The organism is Mesorhizobium sp. B2-6-2 (assembly GCF_006440615.1).
Lineage (GTDB): Bacteria > Pseudomonadota > Alphaproteobacteria > Rhizobiales > Rhizobiaceae > Mesorhizobium.
On the sequence record NZ_VFUG01000004.1, the window covers coordinates 200636 to 219683 of the forward strand.

Sequence of the window (19048 nt, forward strand, 5' to 3'; positions counted from 1 at the left end):
CTCCTCTGATTGGTTGTTCCGTTTCTTGTTCTTGTCTGCACCCTCGCCATGCCTTCTCAGCGCATGACGAAGGGATCGGGAATCGGGTCGTCCGAAGTGCGGATCCACACCGATTTCGAGCGCGTGTAATCGCGGATGGCGTCGCGGCCGCCTTCTCGACCGAGACCCGAGAGGCCGTAGCCGCCGAAAGGGACCAGCGGCGAGACGGCGCGATAGGTGTTGACCCAGACGACGCCGACACGGATGCCGCGCGCCATGCGATGCGCTTTGGCGAGATTTGAGGTGAAGACGCCAGCGGCGAGCCCGAATTGCGTGTCGTTGGCCAAAGCCAGCGCTTCAGCCTCGCTGTCGAAGGCAAGCACGCTCAGCACCGGACCGAACAGCTCCTCGCGCACGCAGGCAAGGTCCTGGTCCTGCGCCTCGATGATCGTCGGCGCGTAGTAGTATCCGTCGGCCTTGTCCATTGGCCGCGCGCCGCCGCTGACCAGGCGGCCGCCCGCCGCCAGGCTTTGCGCGACGATCGCCTCGATCCTTTCGCGCTGGCGCGCGGTCGCCAGCGGACCCATCTCGGTTGCGGGATCGTGCGGGTCGCCGATGACGATGGCTTCCGCCTTGCGCTTCAGCCGGCAAAGGAAATCGTCCTTGACCGAGCGCTCGACCAGCAGCCGCGAGCCGGCAACGCAGCTCTGGCCGGTGGCCGCGAAGATGCCGGCGACAACCGCATTGGCGGCGCTGTCGAGGTCGGCGTCGGCGAAAACGACGACCGGGCTTTTGCCACCAAGCTCGAGCGTGGTGTAAGCGAGGTTCTCGGCTGTGTTGGCGACGATCCGCCGGGCGGTCGAAGGGCCGCCGGTGAAGGCGACGCGCGCGACGAGCGGATGGCTGGTCAGGCGGTGCCCGCAATCATGGCCGAAGCCGGTGAGAATGTTGACAGCGCCGGCTGGAAAGCCGGCTTCGCTAACCAACTCGGCGAAAGCCAGCAGCGGCGCCGGCCCGTCCTCCGAGGCCTTGAGAACGACGGTGCAGCCGGCGGCCAGCGCCGGGCCGAGCTTGACCGCCGACAGGAAGAGCTGCGAGTTCCAGGGCACGACGGCCGCGACGACGCCGATCGGCTCGGGCCGAACCGTCACTTCCATGTCGGCCTTGTCGATCGGGATGAAGGCGCCTTCATGCTTGTCGGCCAGCCCGCCATAATAGCGGTAGTAGTCGCCGACATAGGCGATCTGGGCACGCGTCTCGCGGATGATCTTGCCGGTGTCGCGCGTTTCCAACTCGGCCAGGCGGCCGGCGTTGGCGGCGACAAGATCGCCAAGCCCGACCAGCAGTTTGCCGCGCGCCGTTGCGGTCAGCGTCGACCATGGGCCGGAGCGCAACGCCCGGTGCGCGGCCTCCACGGCGCGGTCGACATCGGCAACGGAAGCGGCGGGCATCGTCGCCCAGGGCAGGCCGGTCGACGGATCGATGCTGTCGAAAGTGGAGGACGCCTCGGCGAACTGGCCGTCTATGTAATTCCTGAAGGCGGTGCTGCTCATCGCGACCCCATCTCCTGGAAGGCCGGCATCACCTTGTCGATGAACAGCCGCAGCGACTTCTTCTTGCGCTCATGCGAGAGGCCGCTGTCGATCCAGATCGAGTACTGGTCATAGCCTTGCGCCTCGTAGCTCTTCAGCCTCGCGATCACCTCGTCGGCCTCGCCGATAACGAGGTTCTGCCGGATCTTGTCGGGCGCGTATTGCGGCATGGCCGCGATCTCTTCCTCGGTCAGCGGCTCCAGGACGCCCTGACGAACGGGTTTCTTGTTCTGGAACCAGGCGCCGAACTCGCAGTAGAATCGCGACAAGTCCTTGGTCAGCCGGTCGGCGTCCGCGGCGTCCTCGGCGACAAAAGTGTGCATCAGGAGCATGATCTGTGGCCGCGCTATGTCCGGATGCGCCTGGCAGGCGGCATTGAAGCGTTCCATCAGGCTTGCGACCTCGCCGTCGCCGGAGGCCAGCGGCGTCACCTGGACCTGGCATTGGTTGGCCACCGCGAAGTCGTGCGAGTTCGGATCGCGCGCGGCCACCCAGATCGGCGGGTAGGGTTTTTGCAAGGGCTTGGGCGAGGAGGTCGTCGGCGGGAACTGCCAGAACTCGCCGGAATGCTCGTAATCGCCGTCCCAGAGGCCGCGGATCGCCGGTATGATCTCGCGCATGCGCTGGCCGGCGCCCCAGGCATCCAGCCCGGGGAAGACGCGCTGATACTCATAGCTGTAGGCGCCGCGGGCGATGCCGAGGTCCAGCCTGCCGCCGGTGATGACGTCGGCCATCGCCGCTTCGCCGGCGAGTTTGATCGGGTGCCAGAAGGGGGCGATGATCGTGCCAGTGCCGAGTCGGATGGTTTTCGTCTTGGCAGCGAGATAGGCGATGTTGATGAACGGGTTCGGAGAGATGGTGAATTCCATCCCGTGATGCTCGCCGATCCAGGCCGTCTCGAAGCCGGCCTGCTCCGCCAGCAGAACCAGTTCTTCCAGTTCAGCCAGCAATTCGGAATGCGACTTGGCGAGATCCGAGCGCTCCATATGGACGAAAAGCGAAAACTTCATCGATCTCACCGCTGGCCGGAATGGATTGGGCCGGAATGGCTTGGCGTCGGCGGCGCCGGCCTTGCGAGCGGCCGGACCTCGCCTTCGACCTCGTTGCCGACATAGACGCCGAACATGTCCTCGGCGCGCTCGCGTGCGTAGCGGGCGAGCATCGAACGCACTGCCGGGTCGGCGATCTTCACTTCCGCGATCCGCTCGATCTCGATAAAGCGGATCTGGCCGTCGCCGGAGACGGGGGCGTCCACAGTCCCGCGATAATAGACGTGCGTGCGTGCGGCGTCCGTCGCGTCATCCCACACTGCGTAGAGGAAGCCGAGCTCGGCATCGATCGCCTTGGCGGCAAGTTTTCCCCTGAGGCTGCGGGCATCGTTCGCGGCACCGAGGCCGCGACCGGCCGGCAATTGGTAGAATCCCTCGGCGGTCTCGAAAAAGAGGACGCGACCTTCATTCTCAAGGATGGCGCCGACCTCGGTTCCGGGCGGAGCGGCGGCCGCCAACGCCTCCTGGCTCAGGCCCGGCGTGACATAGGCGCCCCGGCAGTAGCCGAGAGGCTGTGCGCCATTGTGGCTGAAGTCATGGACGCGGCCGATGAGGATTGAATGGTCTCCGGCGTCGACCAATTGCTCCATGCCGCAATCGAACACCGCGACTGATCCCTCGATCAGCGGATTGCCGGTCTGTCCGGGTTGCCAAGCCACCGAGGCGAACTTGTCCGCGGCCTTCGAGGCGAAGATGCCGGACGCGGATTTCTGGGCTTCCGACAGGACGTTGATGGCAAAGCCTTTCGAAGTCGAGAATGCCTGATGTCCCAGCGCTTGCTTGGCAACGCAGACCAGCACCAGCGGCGGGTCGAGCGAGACGGACGTGAAGGAGTTGGCGGTGAAGCCGCGCGCATCGCCAGCCTCGTCGATCGTGGTGACGATGGTGACGCCGGTCAGGAAGGAGCCGAGCGCGCGCCGGAACTCCATGGCATCGAATGCCTGACCGGCCTCCGCGCCTGCGGAAGCACTCGACGCCTCGTCGAGAAAGTTCATTATCCGTTGAGTCACTTTTTGCGGCGAAGCGATTGTCATCATGTGCTTTTCGCCATTCAGCACCAAGCACCGCCCCGCCGGCGCGAGCCGCGCCATCGCCGCCGACATGGCGGGTGTCGAATTGCGATCCTCCGAGCCGGTCATGAACAGCGCGGGTGCGCCAAGGTCGGGCAGACGATTGGCGTGCGCGGTGTCGGCGCTGGCAAACAGGCGGTAGGTGCGGGCATAGCCTTCGGCGTCGACGCTTTCGAGTGCTGAACGAGCCGTCGCGGCCGCGTCTGAAAGAGCCGGCGGCATCGGATTGCCGAACCAGCGGGCGATCGTGGCGGCGATGGCCGACGGATCGCCGGGCCGGCCAAGTGCGGCCGCCCGTTCGCGCACCGCCTGCGCGAGCTCGGGCGGGCGACGGAAGACGGCGTTGAGACAGACGATGGCGCTGATGCGAGCGGGCGCGCGGAGCGCAAGTTCCAGTGCCACCAGCGCGCCCATCGAGTGGCCGACAACTGCCACGTGGCTCAGGCCAAGATGATCAAGCAGGCGGATCGCCTGATCGGCGAAATCCGACAGCTGGGCATTCGCCGGCGGGAGGGGCGAAGAACCATGGCCGAGCATGTCGATGGCGATCACGTCGAAGCGGTCCTGCATTGCAGCGATCTGCGGCTGCCAGATCTCGGCATTCATGCCGACGCCGTGGATCAGCAGAACCGGTCTGCCTGAACCGGCACGGATGAAGCCGGTGCCGTTGGGTGCCTTGCTGCTGATCGTCGCGGCGTCAGCCATGCAGATCTCCGAGCTCCTTCAGATCCTGGTAGCGATCGCCGATGCGGTGATGCGGGCGGCCGCCGATCGATGCGCCGAGCGCCACGACCAGTTCGTCGGGAGCCGGCGCGTCGCCGATCTGGAAATGCACCGTCAGGTAATGCGAGCGGCGGCCTTCGTCGTTCTTATCCATCAGCGGGATCATGATCGGCATGTTCGGACCGCCACGCAGATTGGTGAAGGCGAGATAGGTCTTGGCGCCGACGGCGCGGCGATAATGATTGCCGAAATGCAGCGTGTGGATGAGCGCCGACGCATGCTCGACCTCACCCGACGTGCCGCAAATGGCGGCCTTGCCGTAGCCTTCGATGGCCTCGCCCGAACCCGCTACGCCGATGATCTCATTGGTCAGCGTTTCGCCGAGCACCGGCGCGAAAACGCGGATCTCGGGCGAGAGATCCTCGGTGAAACCGCGGCCTGCCCACGGGTTGGTGAGCACCGCGGCGACGCCGATCAGGCGCAGCGGCCGCGGGGCCGTCTTGCCGCCCTCGATCAGGGTGTTCTCGGTATAGGTGACGATCTTGCGGATGGCCGGCTTCATGAAATTCCTCGGGATGGAGCACCTCGCGGCAGCACCAATTTCTGTACAGTCTTATGGTATACCATGCTATGGAGTGCCATGCGCCTTGTCAATCGGTCATGGAATCTGTTTTTGTGATCAGGCTAGGGATTCAGGAAAAATGGCTGACACGCTTCGCATCGACCGCTCCGCCAAGACGTTGAGGACGCTGGCGCTGGAGCGCATGCGCGAGGCGATCATGGATTTTCATTTCCAGCCCGGCGAAAGGCTGGTCGAGCGGCCCCTTTGCGACCAGCTTGGTGTCAGCCGCTCGGTGGTACGTGAGGTTCTGAGGCAACTCGAGACTGAGGGTCTCGTCCAGATGATCCCGGGACACGGGCCGGCGGTCGCCAAGCCCGATCTCGGCAAAACCGACGAGATCTATGAGCTCAGGGCGCTTCTGGAAGGGATAGCGGCACGGGCCTGCGCGCTATCGGCAACCGATATGCAACTGGCAGCACTGGAGCATGCGCTGGACGAACTCCTCGAAGCCTGGGCCGCGGGCAAGCCACCGGCCGTAATGCGCGCGACGACGAAATTCTATGAGGCGCTGTTCGAGGCGGCCGACAAGCGCGTCGCGTGGGAGATCGTGAGCGGGCTCAACATACGCATCAATCAGCTGCGATCGATGACAATCGCCTCGGCGAACCGGCGCGAGCCGGCGATCGCCGAAATGAACGAGATCATGGATGCGATAAGGGCGCGCAATCCGGACGAGGCCGAAGCGGCCGCGCGTAGGCATGTCGAATCCGCCTGGAAGATTGCTCGCACAGCGCTGCAGTCTGACGGTGAGTTTGGTTCGGCTGCCGAGAAAGCCGTCGACTCTGCAGCCTCCGAACCGCCCACAGCCTCTCGTACCAAGGGGGCCTGGCACCGGCCCCTTTAATGGTCGAAAGCGCGCCAAAACTGGCGGACTGAATGGTGGGCCCGGAGGGTGTGTGACTCCCGAGGGAAATCAATGGTTTAGTGGATGGTTAGCCAACCCATATCCTTCGTATCGTCTCGTATGGTCTGGCGAACCAAACGACACAAAAGAAGATTAATCATTGGCCCCAAGACATCGGACCAAGTGGTTGCTCAGTGAGATCTGGGTCGATCGGATGATTTCGGGTTCCGCTCTACGCAATTTCCCGTAGGGACATAACCGAATTTCGGCGCGTCGGGATTTGCGCGATTGCTGTTGTCACGAATTCACCGGGACACAGCCATGTACGCTCAAGCTTCCGCCAAGATCGAACTCCTGTCTTATCTGCCACAGCAGGATCCCTCGCCCGTCGTCGAAGGAACGATAGTACAGCCGGTCAGCTTCTTCCCGGCAGGCGCCGAGATATATGCCCAGGGCGAAAAGGTGGGCGCTCTCTACCAGGTCGCCGCTGCACGCGTTCCGGGGAAATCGCGGCACGAAGCCCGCATTTTAGGAGCTTACCATGCAGATCCGCACACTTTCCGCTTTGGAATGCACAAAGCTACTCACAGCCAATCGCATCGGCCGCCTAGCCTGCGCCCAAGACGGGCAACCTTACGTCGTGCCTTTCTATTACGCCCACGCGGACAATCACCTTTATGCCTTCTCCATGCTGGGCAAGAAGATCGAGTGGATGCGCGCCAATCCGCTCGTCTCAGTGCAGATCGATGAACGCAATATGGGCCGTGGCTGGAAAAGTGTGGTTGTCAGCGGCCGCTATGAGGAACTCCCTGACCGGATCGGGCACAAGATCGAGATCGATCATGCATGGTCCGTCTTGAGCAAGCACGCCGACTGGTGGGAGCCAGGCGCACTCAAGCCAGGCACGTCCTCGAACATGGGACGCCTTCCCCACGTGTTCTTTAGAATCTTCATCGCGGAAGTTACGGGCCGCGAGGCGATAAACAGCTGAACTTCATGGCGAGCGCCTGGTCAACCGGTTGCAGCATGCGGGAGCGCTGCTTGGTGGAGATGTCCGCGTCGGCTTCGAGAACAATCTTCTACTGCCGGACGGTTCAACGGCACCCACGAATGCGTCGCTGGTCGACACTGTGGCGCAGCTGCTCCGGGGCTTTGGACGGCGAATCCAGCCGGCCGCCTCGCTGCGGGAGGCGGCCGCTCTTAGCCAACGCTAGCGGGAGCCGCTCAGCGCGAAGCGATCCGCAGCCCGGTGGAATCGAAGAGATGCATCCGCTCCGGCGGCAGGGTGAGGTTGATCGGCTGGCCTTGCGTCTGGACGTCCTGGCGCTTGAGCACCGCGACCAGTCTGTTGTCGCCGGCGATGGTGGCGTGAACGACGGTTTCCGGTCCCAGCGCTTCGGCCAGCGTCACCCGCGCTTCGACCGATCCCTTGCTGCCGTCCGAAAGTTCGATGTCATGCGGCCGTATGCCAAGCGTCGCCTCGTCGCCGGGCTTCAGTGCGGTTCCGTCGGCCGCAATCGCTGCCGAAAGCCCGCCCGGACCTTCGACGTGCACTTGCGTGCCGCTGGCGGAACGCACCTTGGCCGGTAAAAGATTCATGCGCGGCGCGCCGATAAAGCCCGCAACGAACAGGTTTGCCGGTGCGTTGTAGAGGTCCAGCGGCCGGCCGACCTGCTCGATCCGCCCGGACCGCATCACCACGATGCGGTCCGCCAGCGTCATTGCCTCGACCTGGTCGTGGGTCACGTAGATCATCGTGGTTGCCAGTCGCTTGTGCAGCGCGGCCAATTCGGCGCGCGTGCTGATGCGGAGTTCGGCGTCGAGGTTGGACAGCGGTTCATCCAGAAGAAAAGCGGTCGGATTGCGCACCACCGCACGGCCGATCGCTACACGCTGCTTCTGCCCGCCCGACAGTTGACCGGGCCGGCGATCGAGATAGGGCGCAATGTCCAGCATGCGCGCCGCTTCCGTGATGCGCGCATCGATCTCGGCCTTCGGCATGCGGATGTTCTCGAGCCCGAAGGCAAGGTTCTGTCGCACGCTCATGTGCGGGTAGAGCGCATATGACTGGAACACCATCGCCAGCCCGCGCCGCGCGGCCGAAACCTCGGTGACGTCGGCGCCGTCGATCTCGATCTTGCCGCCGGTCGGCCGGTCGAGCCCGGCGATCAGACGCAGCAGCGTGGACTTGCCGCAACCAGACGGACCGACAAGCACCAGCATCTCGCCGTCGCCGACGTCGAGATTGATGTTGTGCAGGATCTTTATCTTTCCGTAGGCGCGATCGATGTCGGTCAGCGTTATCCGTCCCATCACACCCTCACTTCAGCCCGGTACCGGCAATGCCGGATGTGATGTAGCGCTGCAGGAAGACGAAGACGAGGACGACGGGGATCATCGTCACCACGGTCATGGCCAGGATGTAATGCCACTGCACATTGAGCTGGCCGGCATAGGTGTTGAGCCCGACCTGGAGCGTGTAGAGTTCCTTGCGCGACAGAACCACCAGCGGCCAAAGGAAGTCGTTCCAGCGCCAGACGACCGAAAAGATCGCGAGCACGGCGAGCGCCGGTGCGGCAAGAGGCAATACGATTCGCCAGTAGATCTGCCATTCGGACGCGTTGTCCATGCGCGCCGCATCCAGCAGCTCGTCCGGGATGGTCAGCATATATTGACGCAACAGGAACACGCCTGTCGGCGTCGCCACTGTCGGCAGGATCACGCCCCACAGTGAATCGAGCAGGCCGACAGCACTCACCACCGAATAGAGCGGCACCAGGATGACCGATAGCGGCACCATCAGCGTGCCGACGATCAACAGCATGGTGAGATCGCGGCCGCGAAACCTGTATTTCGACAGGGCGAAAGCGGCCATCGAATTGGTGAGCAGGGTGATCAGCGTCGCCATGGCCGTCACGAAAACCGAATTGCGCAGATAACGCAGGAAGTCGAAATGGACGAAGGGCTCGGTGTAGTTCTCCGTCGCAAGGCCGATTTCGCGCACCGGTTCACGGTTGGCGATGTTGACCTTCACGATCTCGTTCGGCGCCTTCGGGTCCACCATCTGCGCCACGATGCCGATGCGGCGCACCTCGGCCAGCACCTTGGTTGAACCATCCGGCAGCTTCACCCTGTAGAGAGTGAGCGGCTTGTCGTGACCTTCTACCGTTGCCTGCTGGCTGACATAGGGCAGGATGGTCGGCGGAAATTCAGCAAGCTGCGCCGGCGTCTTGAAGGACGAGCCCAACAGCCAGACGGCCGGGCCGAACATGATCACCAGCCCGCCGGCGAGCCACAGCCAGCTGACGACGTCCGTCCAATGCCAGCCCCGACCGCCGCGCCGGCGGGTCAGGAATGTCGCGACGCCGCTCATTCGCGCGCACCCTTCCGTTCGCCCCGCCGTCCGACCTGCAGCTGAAGTAGTGTGAGCACGACCAGCACCAGCCCCATCAGGATGGAAGCCGCCGAAGCCAGCCCCGGATTGCGCAGCAGGGAGGCGAAGCCGATCTCATAGATGTATTGCGTGAGATAGAGGGTGGAGGTCCCCGGCCCTCCTCCCGTCAGCACATAGACCTCGTCGAATATCTGCACGGCGCGGATCAGTGCCAGCACGATGACGACAAGCAGGTTCGGCATCAGGAGCGGCAGCGTGATGCGCCAGAATATTCGCGCCGGCTTCGTGCCGTCCATCTCGGCAGCCTCGTAAAGATCGCGCGGGATCGCCTGCAGGCCGGCAAGCAGGATGAGCGTGTAGAAGCCCATATGGGCCCAGACCGAAACGCTGACGGCGGCGGCGAAGGCCCAAAAACGATCCGTCAGCCAGTTGTACGGCTCGCCGCCCATGTCGTGGACGATCAGGTTCAGCAGCCCCTGGCGTTGCAGGATCCAGCGCCAGATCAGGCCGGTGACGACGGGCGACAGCAGCACCGGAAAGAAGAACACCGCGCGCCAGAAACTACGGCCCACGATCTCGCGGTTGAGGATCAGCGCGGTTGCGATCGACACGATCGTCATCAGCGCCACCTGCACGACGACGAATAGGCCCGTATTGTGCACGGCCTTCCAGAAAAGGTCCTCACGGCAGGTGGCGGGGTCCAGATAACTGCCGCAGTCGAGCAGGCGCTGATATTGCTCCAGCCCGACATAGGTGCGGTCCTGCAGGAAATAGGCCGTTCCAGAGGTGGCCGAATAGAAGAAGTTGATAACCAGCGGCACCAGCACGAAGATGCCGAAGATCGCCATGTTCGGGGCAAGGAAGAAGGCGGCCATGCCGCCGGTACCCGTCGCCCGCTGCCAGGACTTGAGCGGCACGTTGACGACCGATGCAAGCCAGGCGACCGGCGCAGCGAGAGCGGCGCCGGTCCATGCCTTGAGCATCGCGGCGGCGGTCACTTGGCCTCTGCGACCTTGTCGGCGATGTCCTGGTCGATCTTGGCCCAGGCCTCGTCGAGCGTGAGCTCGCCGGCCATCACCTGGCTGACACGGGTTACCAACGCCGCATAATAGGCATTGGCCCACTTCCACGGCGGCAGCGCGTCGGCCGCCGGCAGCGTCTCACTGGCCGCCTTGACGAATTTGTCGAGCGCCGGACCGACATTCTTGTCGGTCGAAACCCATTTCAGTCCGCCTTTCTCGATAACGCCCTTGTGCGCCGGCAGGAACAGCGTGCGCTCGCTGAATTCTTTCACGACGTCTTCGCGGGCCAGATAGTCCATGACCTTGGCGACGTCCTTGGGGTTCTTCGTGTATTTGATGGCGACCAGCGCCGCGCCGCCTTTCACGCCCGAGCAGCCGGCGGTGCCGCAAGGTGAGCCGGTCGCCACCCAGTCGAAGCTGTCGCCGATCTTGGTTGACAAATTGGCGACCTGCCAGCTTCCCGAATAGTAGAATGGGATCTGGGCATTGACGAAATCGTCGGCGGCCGCGCGATAGGTCGAGCCGGCCGCCGAGACCCAGGTGTCCTTCAGCATGAGGCCCTTGGCGGTCCAGTCGACGAGCTTGCCGACGAATGCCTTGGTGCCGTCGTCCACTTTCGCCGGCGTGCCATCGGGTCCGATATAGTTTGCGCCGTAGGAGATATTGGCGCCAGAAATGCGGTGGCCAGAGCGGTCGATCGCGATAGCAGCTGGAAGCTGCTGGCTCTTCGCCACTTGCGCCGCGGCGTTGACCCAGTCGTCCCAAGTCGCCTTGTCGCCGGGCATTGCCACGCCGGCCTGTTCGAACAGCGTCTTGTTGGCGAAGCCGCCGGTAAGCGTAAGCTGGGTCATGAAACCCGTGATGGCCTTGGAGCCGTCGGGGCGCATCCAGTCGAGCGTATCGCCGAAATTGTCGTCCCAGTATTTCGGATCGGCCAGCAGCGGCCGCAGGTCGAGCCAGTGCTGCGCGAGTTCCTTGATGTTGGTGACGCGTGCGATATCCGGTCCCTGACCGGCTTCGAGCTGGATGGGCAGTTGCTCCTGGATCACCTTGTAGGCAACGTTGTCAAGCGTGACGTGGATGTCCGGGTTGTGCTTCATGAAGCGGTTCAGAAGATCCTGGATGACATCGCCTTCGACACCGTCCGAGTACCACATGATGCGCACGTCGCCGGCAAACGCGCTGGTTGATGCGAGCAGGCTGACCGATATCGCGGCCAGCCAAGTGCGGGTCTTGGTCATGCTTCGTCTCCTCCTTTGTCCGGGGCGGCGCCCCGACCTTTCAAGCCGCCTCGCCCTCTCCTCTTGAGGGCCGCGGCCGATTCCTCCCTATTGTCTGCGTTTCATGCGCGTCGCCTCGCCGCGCACCGTCCAGTCGGCCGGATCGAGCATCCGCCCCTCGGCCACGACCCTCGCGTCGGCGAGGAAACGCACGGTGCCGTAATCCGGGTCTTCGACGATCAGTTCGCCGTCGGAGCCCGACCGCACCGACAGGTCCGCGAAGGCGGCCGCCCAGGCATCGAGCGTTTGCAGATCGCTGGTCCGGTCGCCGAGGCGAACGATCCATGTCGCCCTGCGCCCAGCCGCCCGCAACTCGTTGCCGGCCGTCGGACCGGCCTTGACCTGCAAGAGCGGCACGTCCGTTTTCAGCATGGCGAAAGCATCGCCCGATTGCGCGAACGCCAGGTGGCCATCCACGCGCACGGCATCGAAGGCACTTGTCGGAAACCAGGCATGCGTGAAGTCCGGCTGTTCGTCCGAACAGGCAAAGCTGACGACAGCGAGATCGCGGTACTGATGAACCCGCGGCAAGGTGCCAGAGCCGCCCCAATAGGACGGCCTGCCATATCCCGACTGCAGGACTTCGCCCGGGTGGTTGATCCAGATCTGAGCATCCGGATTCTTCCCCAGCCGGGCGTGAACGGCGGTCTCCTGATAGCCCCACTGGTTCCAGCGATAGCCGGCCGCGCTGCCCATCGCATGGTCACGCGTCTTGTGGTGATAGAGCCGCGCGAAGCGGTCCTGCCCCTGCGCGAACGTCCATTCCCAGGCCGTATCGTCGGTGACAGAGGCGATCGCCGCCAGCTCGGCTGGAACGCTCATGCCGTGGTCGCGCAGGCAAAGCGCCAGTTGCGGCAACGCGTGGAAGCGCATGCCGTAGTTGCCCTTGCCCCAGACCATGCGGCAGATGCCCGACAGTTCCAGGGAGCGCGCGGCGCGTAGCGTGTGCTCATAGGAGCGGCCTTGCGCGCCGGTGAGAATGCCGCGATGGGCCGAGCGGGCGACGATCTCCAGCAGGCGTATCACCGCGTTGCCGGCACGTTCGGCGATGTCCTTGTCGGGAGCCAGTGCGTAGAGCGCGCACAGACCCTTGAGGTCGATCGGAAAGTAGGGCGCCGAATTGAACTCGGCCATTTCCCATGCCTCGAAATGATCGAGCCAGGCCCGTACCCGCGCGGCACCCACGGCCGACTGCTCGCGGCCAAGGCGGCCCGACCGCTCGAAGCATGCTTCCGGCAGAAGCCCGCCGGCAATGTAGGCGGCGGTATGAAAGAGCAGCGCGTGGTTCTCGGAGAAATACCACTGCACGTCATTGCCGGGCTCGTCCATCCAATAGCGGTAGCCGAGGATGGCCTTGTCGACACGCGCGCGCAGATCTGCTTCCAGCCGATCGCCATAGGCCTTGCGGCACCACAGCAGCGGCACCAGGATGAAATCGGCGCAATCGTGACAATCCTCGATCGCAGGCAGAGCCCCGGAGACCATGGCGTCCGTCTCGGCGCCCGCCTGCCCGATCGCCAGCCGTGCCAGCGCGCGCACCGTATCGGCCTCGGCATGATCGGCGACTTCACTAAGCGCCTCGTCGATGCGCGCGGCAAGCGTTTCCGGCGCGGCGCCCTGGCGGCGCGCGTGGCAGATCTCCACGCCGAAGACGCGCGATACGGCATGGCCTCCGATCGCCAGCGTCACCTTAAAATGACGAAAGTCGGCCGGCAGTTGCTCGGTATCGGCGATTGGCAGGCGCTTCTGGCTGGCGGGCAGATCGAAGGCAAAGCGCACCGGCGCTTCGATCGACATGAAATCGCCCTCGATCTCGACCGCGACCGCTGCGTCGCGCGGCAACGCCACGCCGGTGACCAACGCCACCTCGCCGCGGTCATAAGCGGCACGCTCGAAACGCATGTCGTCGAGCGCCGCCTCCATCGCATCCGCAACCGCACCCTCGACCTCGATCGGCAACGCGATCGCAGCTGTTGGGCCTGACAGGTAGTCGAGTTGGAAATAGTAGCGGGCGTCGCGCTCGGCGAGATCGTCGAACCATATCCGGATTTCGTTGCGGCCGGCCTTCAGCGCGACCTTGAAGTCCTCGGCGCTTTCCAGATTGCGGCCATAGGGCGCCATCCATCCGGCTTCCGCGCCATTGGCGAAGACTATGGCGCCGCCGCATGTGCGCAGCCTGAACCGTGCCTCGCCGGGCGAGGCGGCCTCGATCGTCGTCTCAGCCCAGGTCCCGAGGACGGTGGGCCGGAACCAGAAACCCGACAGGTCGATACGCGGCGAGGCGAAGGGCAGCCAGATGCGCCCGGCGCTGAATTCGGAGCTGACCAGAGGCCGCTTGCCGCGACGTTCCGCTGCGAATTGCGTGCGGCACGGATATTCATGCGGAATGAAATTCTTGTGCTTGGTCAGGAAGAAGAAGGGATCCATCTCGCCCTTCATGGGCTGATCGGCCACGTCGTAGCGCTGCTCGACGACGGGACCGAGCCGCCAATAGGCGATCGGCCGCCCGGCCATGAGCGGCCGGCGCAGCGTGAAATCGGTCTGAGCGCTTTGCGCGGCCACGCTCATCGCAAATCCTTCACGGCAACCGGGTCGACATCGGTGTAGGCCTGGTTCTCCCCTGTCATGCCCCAGACAAAGGCGTAGGGACCGGTGCCCGCGCCCATATGGATCGACCAGGCCGGCGACAGGACAACGTTGCCGTCGGCGACCATCAGATGGCGGGTACTGTCGGGTCGGCCCATCAGATGGACGACCCGGTCCGAAGCGGCGAGGTCGAAATAGCAATACGCCTCCATGCGCCGCTCATGCAGATGCGGCGGTATGGTGTTCCACACGCTGCCCGGCGCGAGGTCGGTGATGCCCATCAGTAGAAGGCATGACGGGGCCACTTCGGGGTGGATGTACATGCGCAGCGTGCGCTTGTTGGCGCGCGCCTCCTCGCCCAGCACCAGCGGCTTGGCTTCACTCCTGGAGATGAGGCGATGGGGAATGTCGGCGCCGGCCGGCACCGAGTTCATGTAGAAGCGCGCCGGCCTCTCCGGATCGTCGCTCGCCAGCGTCACCTCGCGCGCGCCACGTCCGATATAGAGGATGTCGCGGTTGGCCAGGGTAAAGCGCGTGCCATCTACAGCGACTGTGCCACCGCCGCCCAGGTTGGCGATACCCATCTCACGCGCCGTGAAGAAGAGTTCTGTGCCGACATCGGCTCCGTTGCCGAACATCAGCGGCTCGCCCAACGGAACGGCGCCGCCGACGAGCATGCGGTCGACATGGGTGTAAACGAATTCAATCGCGCCCGACCGGAACAGGTCGTCGACCAGGAATTCGGCTCTCAGCCGCTCCGTATCCATGCCGGCGATGTCCGCCGGCGATGCGCCGTAGAGCGTGCGCATCATGCCGCCTCGATCTTCGACTTCAGATGTCGTGAGCCTTCCGTCAGGCACAGGATGGCCAGCGCCTGCCCGTAGCCCGTCGGGTGGATCGGAATATCGCGGTAGAATTGCAGATCGTGACCCATGCGCGTGCCGTAGGACACGTTCGCAACCACACCTTTGTCATCGATGTTGGCCACCACCGCGTCCAGGGCGCGCAGGCCCGCCGCACGACACGCCGCAGGCCCGATTCCAAGCCGCGCAGCCTTCATCAGTCCGTAGCCGAAGCCGGCCGTGGCAGAGATTTCCTCATAGGAGCTCGGATCGTCGAGCAAGGTATGCCAAGCGCCCGACCCGGCCTGCAGCTTGAGCAGGGCTTCTATCTGCGTCTCCAGCACGCCGAGCAGGTAGGCCCGCACCGGAGGCGATATCTCGGCGAACTCCACTAGGTCGAGGATGCCCACCGTGATCCAGGCATTGCCCCTACCCCAAAGCGCGCGGGCGAAATTGTGCCGGCCTTCGAACGTCCAGCCGTGGAACCACAGCCCCGACGCCGGATCGGCTAGATAGCGGGCGTGGACGAGAAACTGCCGTTCCGCCTCCTCGACGAAGCGACGCTGGCCGGCGGCCTGGCCGTAGGACGCGAGAAACAGCGCCACCATGAACAGCGTGTCGTCCCACAATTCGTCGTCGTTGACCCTGTCCGAAACATTGTGCTGGAAGCCGCCTTCGGGGGCCCGCGGCATGGCGGTGACCACCTGCTCGGCCCAGTCGCGCAAGACCGACTCGAAGCGCGGCTGGCGCCGGCGGCGCCAAAGCTCGCTCAACGCCAACAGAGGCGCGGTGGTATTGACGTTCATCGCAGGCAGCCCGGCCGCGATGCGCCGGTCGTACCAGGCCTCGATCGTTTGCAGCAGCCGCTCGTCGCCGGTCTGCGCCCACAGCCGGACTAGCCCGTAGAGCCCGACGCCTTGCGGCCATTCCCAGCTGTCGAAGCTGACATAGTCGCCCGGCGTCCCGTCGAGGTTGGGCTCATCGAACCGCCCGTCATGGCGCAAGCCGGTCATGCCGGCCACGAGGCTCGCAAGCGCGGAATTCAGGCGTTCGGCCGAAAGCGGCATCACTCCTCCCGTTTCTCCAGCCTCACGCGAACTGTTCCACAGGGATTTTTCTTGCGCAACATGAAATTTTTTTGCAGAATTTTTGGACGATTTTGCCAGAGGCGCGGGAACCTATGACGATCCAGGGCAAGCGCGGCCGCCCCAGCCGCCGTGTTCGACTGGAAGAGATCGCGGCGCGGTGCGGCGTTTCCGTGAGCACCGCCTCCCGCGCGCTGAGCGGCGTCGGCGGCGTCAAGGATGAGCTTCGCGCCACGATCATCGAGACGGCGAAGTCGATGAACTACGCCATCCCGGCCTCGGTTGCCGGCCGCAAGGTCATCCTGGCTGCAAGCAGCGTGGCGATGGTCGACAGCGCCCGCAGCCAGTTCACCTATCACGTCCTCGACGGGCTCAACGAACGCGCCCGGCTGCTGGGCGTCGAGCTGGTGACCCGGCCGGTCGCGACGCCCGAGGACGAAATCGCCCTCCTGCGCGAATCCGAACACGATGACAGCGTCGCCGGCTGTCTCTTCCTGACGCTGGACGATGCTGACGTGCTGACGCTGACGGCCGGCTTTTCCAAGCCGATCGTGCTCGTCAACGGCGACGATCCCTCGATGCGCCATTCGAGCGTGACGCCCTGCAACCGCTCCGCCGCCATGCTCGCTGGGCGACACCTCATCGGTCTTGGCCACCGCCGCATCCTGTTCCTGATGCGGCGCGGTCGGCGCACGATCGAGCGCCGTTATGAGGGCTGGCGCGACGCGCTGACGGTGGGCGGCATCACCGGCTTCGACGACCTGGTAGTCGAGGTTGAGGACTGGCTTCCGGAGCTTGCAAGCAAGGCCGTCACCGACCGCATCGCGGATCGCGGCCTCGATTTCACGGCAGTGCTGACGGCGGGCGACAGCCTGGCCTTCGGTGCCATCGCCGGCATCCAGGAGGCCGGATATTCGGTGCCGGCCGATGTCTCGGTCGTCGGCATGGACGACCTGCCGCAGGCAGCCTTCTGCAACCCGCCGTTGACGGCGATGCATATTCCCATGCGCGAGATTGGCTCGGCAGCGCTCAGCCTGTTGCTCGACGACATGGCCCACTCGGCGCTGCCGCCGCGCCGCGTCGAGCTCGCCTGCCACCTGGTGTTGCGCCAGTCGACCGCACCAGCACTGGACGGCGCCGGGCGTCATCATCCCTCGCCTTGAGGTCGGGACTTGCCGCCAGCAAAGAGCAGTGGCAGACCTTCCTGCGTCTCCAGTTCAAGAACGCGCCCAAGCAGGATCATATGGTCGCCCGCCGGGAAGCGGTCGGCGACGCTGCATTCGAACCGCGCCAGCGCCCGCGGCAGCAGCGGCACGCCGTGCCCGTTCCAGGTCAGCTCGAGACCGGCAAAATCGGTCCCTGATTTCGAAAAGCGCCAGCAAAGCTCGATCTGATCGTCCGCCAGCACGTGAATGGCGTAATGCGCCGCATTGGCGAAGGCGTCGAACCGGCGCGATTGGCGGCCGATCGACCAGAGCACCAACGGCGGATCGAGCGAGACGGACGAGAAGCTGTTGGCGGTGATGGCAACCGGGCCGTCGGCGGTGCCGGTGGTGACGACCGTAACACCGGTGGCGAAGCGCCCGAATGCATTGCGCAACAGACGCGGGTCGCACACGAAATGCTCCATCAGTGGCGCTCCCCTCTTCCCAATGGTGTTGCCGGAACCCGGTCCGGCACACGCCCGTAGGCATGCGGCAACGAGCACGTCTTGAGCTGAGGAAGCACCTTGGTGCCGAAATGCCGCGCTTCGTCGAGATGCGGATAGCCGGAGAAGATGAAGGCTCGGATGCCCATCTTCATATACGCCTCGATCTCCGACAGCACCTGATCGGCTGAGCCCACCAGCGCCGCGCCGCAGCCCGAGCGCGCCCGCCCTACGCCTGTCCATAGATGCGGCTCGACATAGCCTTCCGCATCGGCGATTTCGCGGGCCTTGGCCTGGTGCGACACGCCAAGCGATCGGGCATCGAGCGCCCGTTCGCGGATTGCCCTGCCCTGCTCGTCATCCAGCTTGGAAACCAGCTCGCGGGCATACTCCTTCGCTTCGGCCTCGGTGTCGCGCACGATCATGTGGACACGCAATCCGTAGTCGAGGGTGCGCCCATGACGCGCGGCCCGCGCGTGCACCGATTTCATGCGGCCGGCGAGTTCCTCCTTCGTCTCCGGCCACATCAGGTAGACGTCGCACTGTTCGGCGCAAAGATCGAGCGCATCGGGCGAATAGCCGCCGAAATAGAGCAGCGGCCCTCCATTCTGCTGGTAGGGCTTTGCCGGCGCCGTCGGGACGCCTTTGAAACGATAGACCTCGCCCTCGAAATCGATCGTATCTTGGGTCCAGGCCTGGCGCAGGATTTGCACCACCTCGCGCGAGCGCTGGTAGCGGTAGGCGCTGTCGGCCGTCTCGCCAGGAAAGTCCGACGAGATGATGTTCACGGTCAGCCGGCCTTCAAGCATATGGTCCAGCGTCGCGATGGTGCGTGCAAGCATGATCGGCTGCATCTCGCCGCAACGCACGGCCGCGAGCAGATTGATCCTCGAGGTGATCGGCGCGCAGCCGGCGGCGAAGCTCAACGTGTCCTGCCCGACCTGATAGGACGACGGACATAGGATGTTGCGGAAGCCGAGCTCCTCGGAGGTCCTCACGATCTCGGAGCAGTGCGCCCAGTTCGAGCGCAGTGCGCCGTCGGGCACGCCGAGATAGCGATAGTCGTCCGAACAGAGCGCGGCGAACCAGGCGACCTCAACCGCATCCAGATCCGGCGAGGTAATGGGGACGACAGTCATTGCCCGTCCTTCAAGAGCTCGTTGCGTTGGCGACGAATGGGGCTTGCGTAGCATCCGATTTGATGTAGATCAATACTGTATCAATTTCTGGGGCAGCGGGAAAAGGCAGACATGCAGCTAACGAGGGCCGAGCGCGGCCACCGATCCAGCCAGATGCGCGGTCCTCTACCCGT

At 64.5% G+C, this 19048-nt stretch carries 16 protein-coding genes and 1 pseudogene; 4 read left to right on the forward strand and 13 right to left on the reverse strand.

The features are described from left to right. Nucleotides 1–56: 56 nt before the first annotated feature. The 4 genes from FJ419_RS11440 to FJ419_RS11455 are packed head-to-tail and all read right to left on the reverse strand — an operon-like array spanning nucleotide 57 to nucleotide 4975. Entirely contained in the window at nucleotides 57–1532 is a 1476-nt protein-coding gene (locus FJ419_RS11440) for an aldehyde dehydrogenase (RefSeq protein ID WP_140691576.1), read from the reverse strand. Beyond that, the gene (locus tag FJ419_RS11445) at nucleotides 1529–2581 is read right to left on the reverse strand and encodes an LLM class flavin-dependent oxidoreductase (protein ID WP_140691580.1); all 1053 of its coding nucleotides are present in this window, start codon (nucleotides 2579–2581) and stop codon (nucleotides 1529–1531) included. The genes FJ419_RS11440 and FJ419_RS11445 overlap by 4 nt, the downstream gene beginning before the upstream one ends. A gap of 5 nt (nucleotides 2582–2586) precedes the next feature. Further along, entirely contained in the window at nucleotides 2587–4395 is a 1809-nt protein-coding gene (locus FJ419_RS11450) for an alpha/beta fold hydrolase (RefSeq protein WP_140691584.1), read from the reverse strand. Beyond that, the gene (locus FJ419_RS11455; RefSeq protein WP_140691588.1) at nucleotides 4388–4975 is read right to left on the reverse strand and encodes an amino acid synthesis family protein; all 588 of its coding nucleotides are present in this window, start codon (nucleotides 4973–4975) and stop codon (nucleotides 4388–4390) included. Before FJ419_RS11455 ends, FJ419_RS11450 begins: the two co-directional genes overlap by 8 nt. A gap of 139 nt (nucleotides 4976–5114) precedes the next feature. Here FJ419_RS11455 and FJ419_RS11460 point away from each other — a divergent pair, with 139 nt between their 5' ends. The 3 genes and pseudogenes from FJ419_RS11460 to FJ419_RS11475 all read left to right on the forward strand — a co-directional run. Further along, nucleotides 5115–5879 (forward strand): GntR family transcriptional regulator, encoded by a 765-nt coding sequence (locus FJ419_RS11460; protein WP_246679184.1) that lies wholly within the window; start codon nucleotides 5115–5117, stop codon nucleotides 5877–5879. 541 nt (nucleotides 5880–6420) lie between these two features. Continuing rightward, nucleotides 6421–6870 (forward strand): pyridoxamine 5'-phosphate oxidase family protein, encoded by a 450-nt coding sequence (locus FJ419_RS11470; RefSeq protein WP_140691591.1) that lies wholly within the window; start codon nucleotides 6421–6423, stop codon nucleotides 6868–6870. A gap of 37 nt (nucleotides 6871–6907) precedes the next feature. Then, a pseudogene (locus FJ419_RS11475) lies at nucleotides 6908–7093 on the forward strand (3-keto-5-aminohexanoate cleavage protein); the annotation flags it as partial. A 10-nt stretch (nucleotides 7094–7103) separates the two neighbouring features. On the opposite strand, the gene ugpC reads toward FJ419_RS11475, so the two are convergent. From ugpC to FJ419_RS11510, 7 genes are all read right to left on the reverse strand, one after another. After that, the gene (gene ugpC, locus FJ419_RS11480; protein ID WP_140691594.1) at nucleotides 7104–8192 is read right to left on the reverse strand and encodes a sn-glycerol-3-phosphate ABC transporter ATP-binding protein UgpC; all 1089 of its coding nucleotides are present in this window, start codon (nucleotides 8190–8192) and stop codon (nucleotides 7104–7106) included. 7 nt (nucleotides 8193–8199) lie between these two features. Continuing rightward, nucleotides 8200–9252, reverse strand: coding sequence for a carbohydrate ABC transporter permease (locus FJ419_RS11485; RefSeq protein ID WP_140691597.1), 1053 nt, complete (start codon nucleotides 9250–9252; stop codon nucleotides 8200–8202). After that, a complete protein-coding gene (locus FJ419_RS11490) occupies nucleotides 9249–10256 on the reverse strand; it encodes a sugar ABC transporter permease (RefSeq protein WP_140692444.1) in 1008 nt (335 codons plus the stop codon). The genes FJ419_RS11485 and FJ419_RS11490 overlap by 4 nt, the downstream gene beginning before the upstream one ends. A gap of 11 nt (nucleotides 10257–10267) precedes the next feature. Continuing rightward, nucleotides 10268–11536, reverse strand: a complete 1269-nt coding sequence (locus tag FJ419_RS11495; protein ID WP_140691600.1) for an ABC transporter substrate-binding protein — start codon at nucleotides 11534–11536, stop codon at nucleotides 10268–10270. 87 nt (nucleotides 11537–11623) lie between these two features. Next, nucleotides 11624–14089 carry a hypothetical protein gene (locus FJ419_RS11500; protein ID WP_140692448.1) on the reverse strand — a complete coding sequence of 822 codons (2466 nt, stop codon included), beginning with the start codon at nucleotides 14087–14089 and terminating at the stop codon, nucleotides 11624–11626. A 50-nt stretch (nucleotides 14090–14139) separates the two neighbouring features. Continuing rightward, entirely contained in the window at nucleotides 14140–14973 is an 834-nt protein-coding gene (kduI, locus tag FJ419_RS11505) for a 5-dehydro-4-deoxy-D-glucuronate isomerase (protein ID WP_140691604.1), read from the reverse strand. Then, nucleotides 14970–16070, reverse strand: coding sequence for a glycoside hydrolase family 88 protein (locus FJ419_RS11510; RefSeq protein ID WP_140691607.1), 1101 nt, complete (start codon nucleotides 16068–16070; stop codon nucleotides 14970–14972). Before FJ419_RS11510 ends, kduI begins: the two co-directional genes overlap by 4 nt. 113 nt (nucleotides 16071–16183) lie before the next feature. Between FJ419_RS11510 and FJ419_RS11515 the strand changes: the two genes are divergently transcribed. Next, nucleotides 16184–17251 carry a LacI family DNA-binding transcriptional regulator gene (locus FJ419_RS11515; protein WP_140691610.1) on the forward strand — a complete coding sequence of 356 codons (1068 nt, stop codon included), beginning with the start codon at nucleotides 16184–16186 and terminating at the stop codon, nucleotides 17249–17251. Here the strand turns inward: FJ419_RS11515 and FJ419_RS11520 are convergent. Beyond that, complete coding sequence (locus FJ419_RS11520; RefSeq protein ID WP_140691612.1) at nucleotides 17236–17718, reverse strand: flavin reductase family protein; 483 nt, start codon at nucleotides 17716–17718, stop codon at nucleotides 17236–17238. The two genes, FJ419_RS11515 and FJ419_RS11520, sit on opposite strands and share 16 nt — an antisense overlap. Beyond that, a complete protein-coding gene (locus FJ419_RS11525) occupies nucleotides 17718–18875 on the reverse strand; it encodes an LLM class flavin-dependent oxidoreductase (protein WP_140691615.1) in 1158 nt (385 codons plus the stop codon). The genes FJ419_RS11520 and FJ419_RS11525 overlap by 1 nt, the downstream gene beginning before the upstream one ends. Nucleotides 18876–19048 lie beyond the last annotated feature (173 nt).

What these genes read in the sequence shown, in the direction of transcription:
- FJ419_RS11450 (WP_140691584.1), bottom strand. Translation starts at nt 4,395, where the DNA reads ATGGCTGACGCCGCGACGATCAGCAGCAAGGCACCCAACGGCACCGGC.
- FJ419_RS11520 (WP_140691612.1), bottom strand. Translation starts at nt 17,718, where the DNA reads ATGGAGCATTTCGTGTGCGACCCGCGTCTGTTGCGCAATGCATTCGGG.
- FJ419_RS11440 (WP_140691576.1), bottom strand. Translation starts at nt 1,532, where the DNA reads ATGAGCAGCACCGCCTTCAGGAATTACATAGACGGCCAGTTCGCCGAG.
- FJ419_RS11510 (WP_140691607.1), bottom strand. Translation starts at nt 16,070, where the DNA reads ATGCCGCTTTCGGCCGAACGCCTGAATTCCGCGCTTGCGAGCCTCGTG.
- FJ419_RS11515 (WP_140691610.1), top strand. Translation starts at nt 16,184, where the DNA reads ATGACGATCCAGGGCAAGCGCGGCCGCCCCAGCCGCCGTGTTCGACTG.
- FJ419_RS11470 (WP_140691591.1), top strand. Translation starts at nt 6,421, where the DNA reads ATGCAGATCCGCACACTTTCCGCTTTGGAATGCACAAAGCTACTCACA.
- FJ419_RS11490 (WP_140692444.1), bottom strand. Translation starts at nt 10,256, where the DNA reads ATGCTCAAGGCATGGACCGGCGCCGCTCTCGCTGCGCCGGTCGCCTGG.
- FJ419_RS11495 (WP_140691600.1), bottom strand. Translation starts at nt 11,536, where the DNA reads ATGACCAAGACCCGCACTTGGCTGGCCGCGATATCGGTCAGCCTGCTC.
- FJ419_RS11500 (WP_140692448.1), bottom strand. Translation starts at nt 14,089, where the DNA reads ATGGCCGGGCGGCCGATCGCCTATTGGCGGCTCGGTCCCGTCGTCGAG.
- FJ419_RS11460 (WP_246679184.1), top strand. Translation starts at nt 5,115, where the DNA reads ATGGCTGACACGCTTCGCATCGACCGCTCCGCCAAGACGTTGAGGACG.
- kduI (WP_140691604.1), bottom strand. Translation starts at nt 14,973, where the DNA reads ATGATGCGCACGCTCTACGGCGCATCGCCGGCGGACATCGCCGGCATG.
- FJ419_RS11455 (WP_140691588.1), bottom strand. Translation starts at nt 4,975, where the DNA reads ATGAAGCCGGCCATCCGCAAGATCGTCACCTATACCGAGAACACCCTG.
- FJ419_RS11525 (WP_140691615.1), bottom strand. Translation starts at nt 18,875, where the DNA reads ATGACTGTCGTCCCCATTACCTCGCCGGATCTGGATGCGGTTGAGGTC.
- FJ419_RS11485 (WP_140691597.1), bottom strand. Translation starts at nt 9,252, where the DNA reads ATGAGCGGCGTCGCGACATTCCTGACCCGCCGGCGCGGCGGTCGGGGC.
- ugpC (WP_140691594.1), bottom strand. Translation starts at nt 8,192, where the DNA reads ATGGGACGGATAACGCTGACCGACATCGATCGCGCCTACGGAAAGATA.
- FJ419_RS11445 (WP_140691580.1), bottom strand. Translation starts at nt 2,581, where the DNA reads ATGAAGTTTTCGCTTTTCGTCCATATGGAGCGCTCGGATCTCGCCAAG.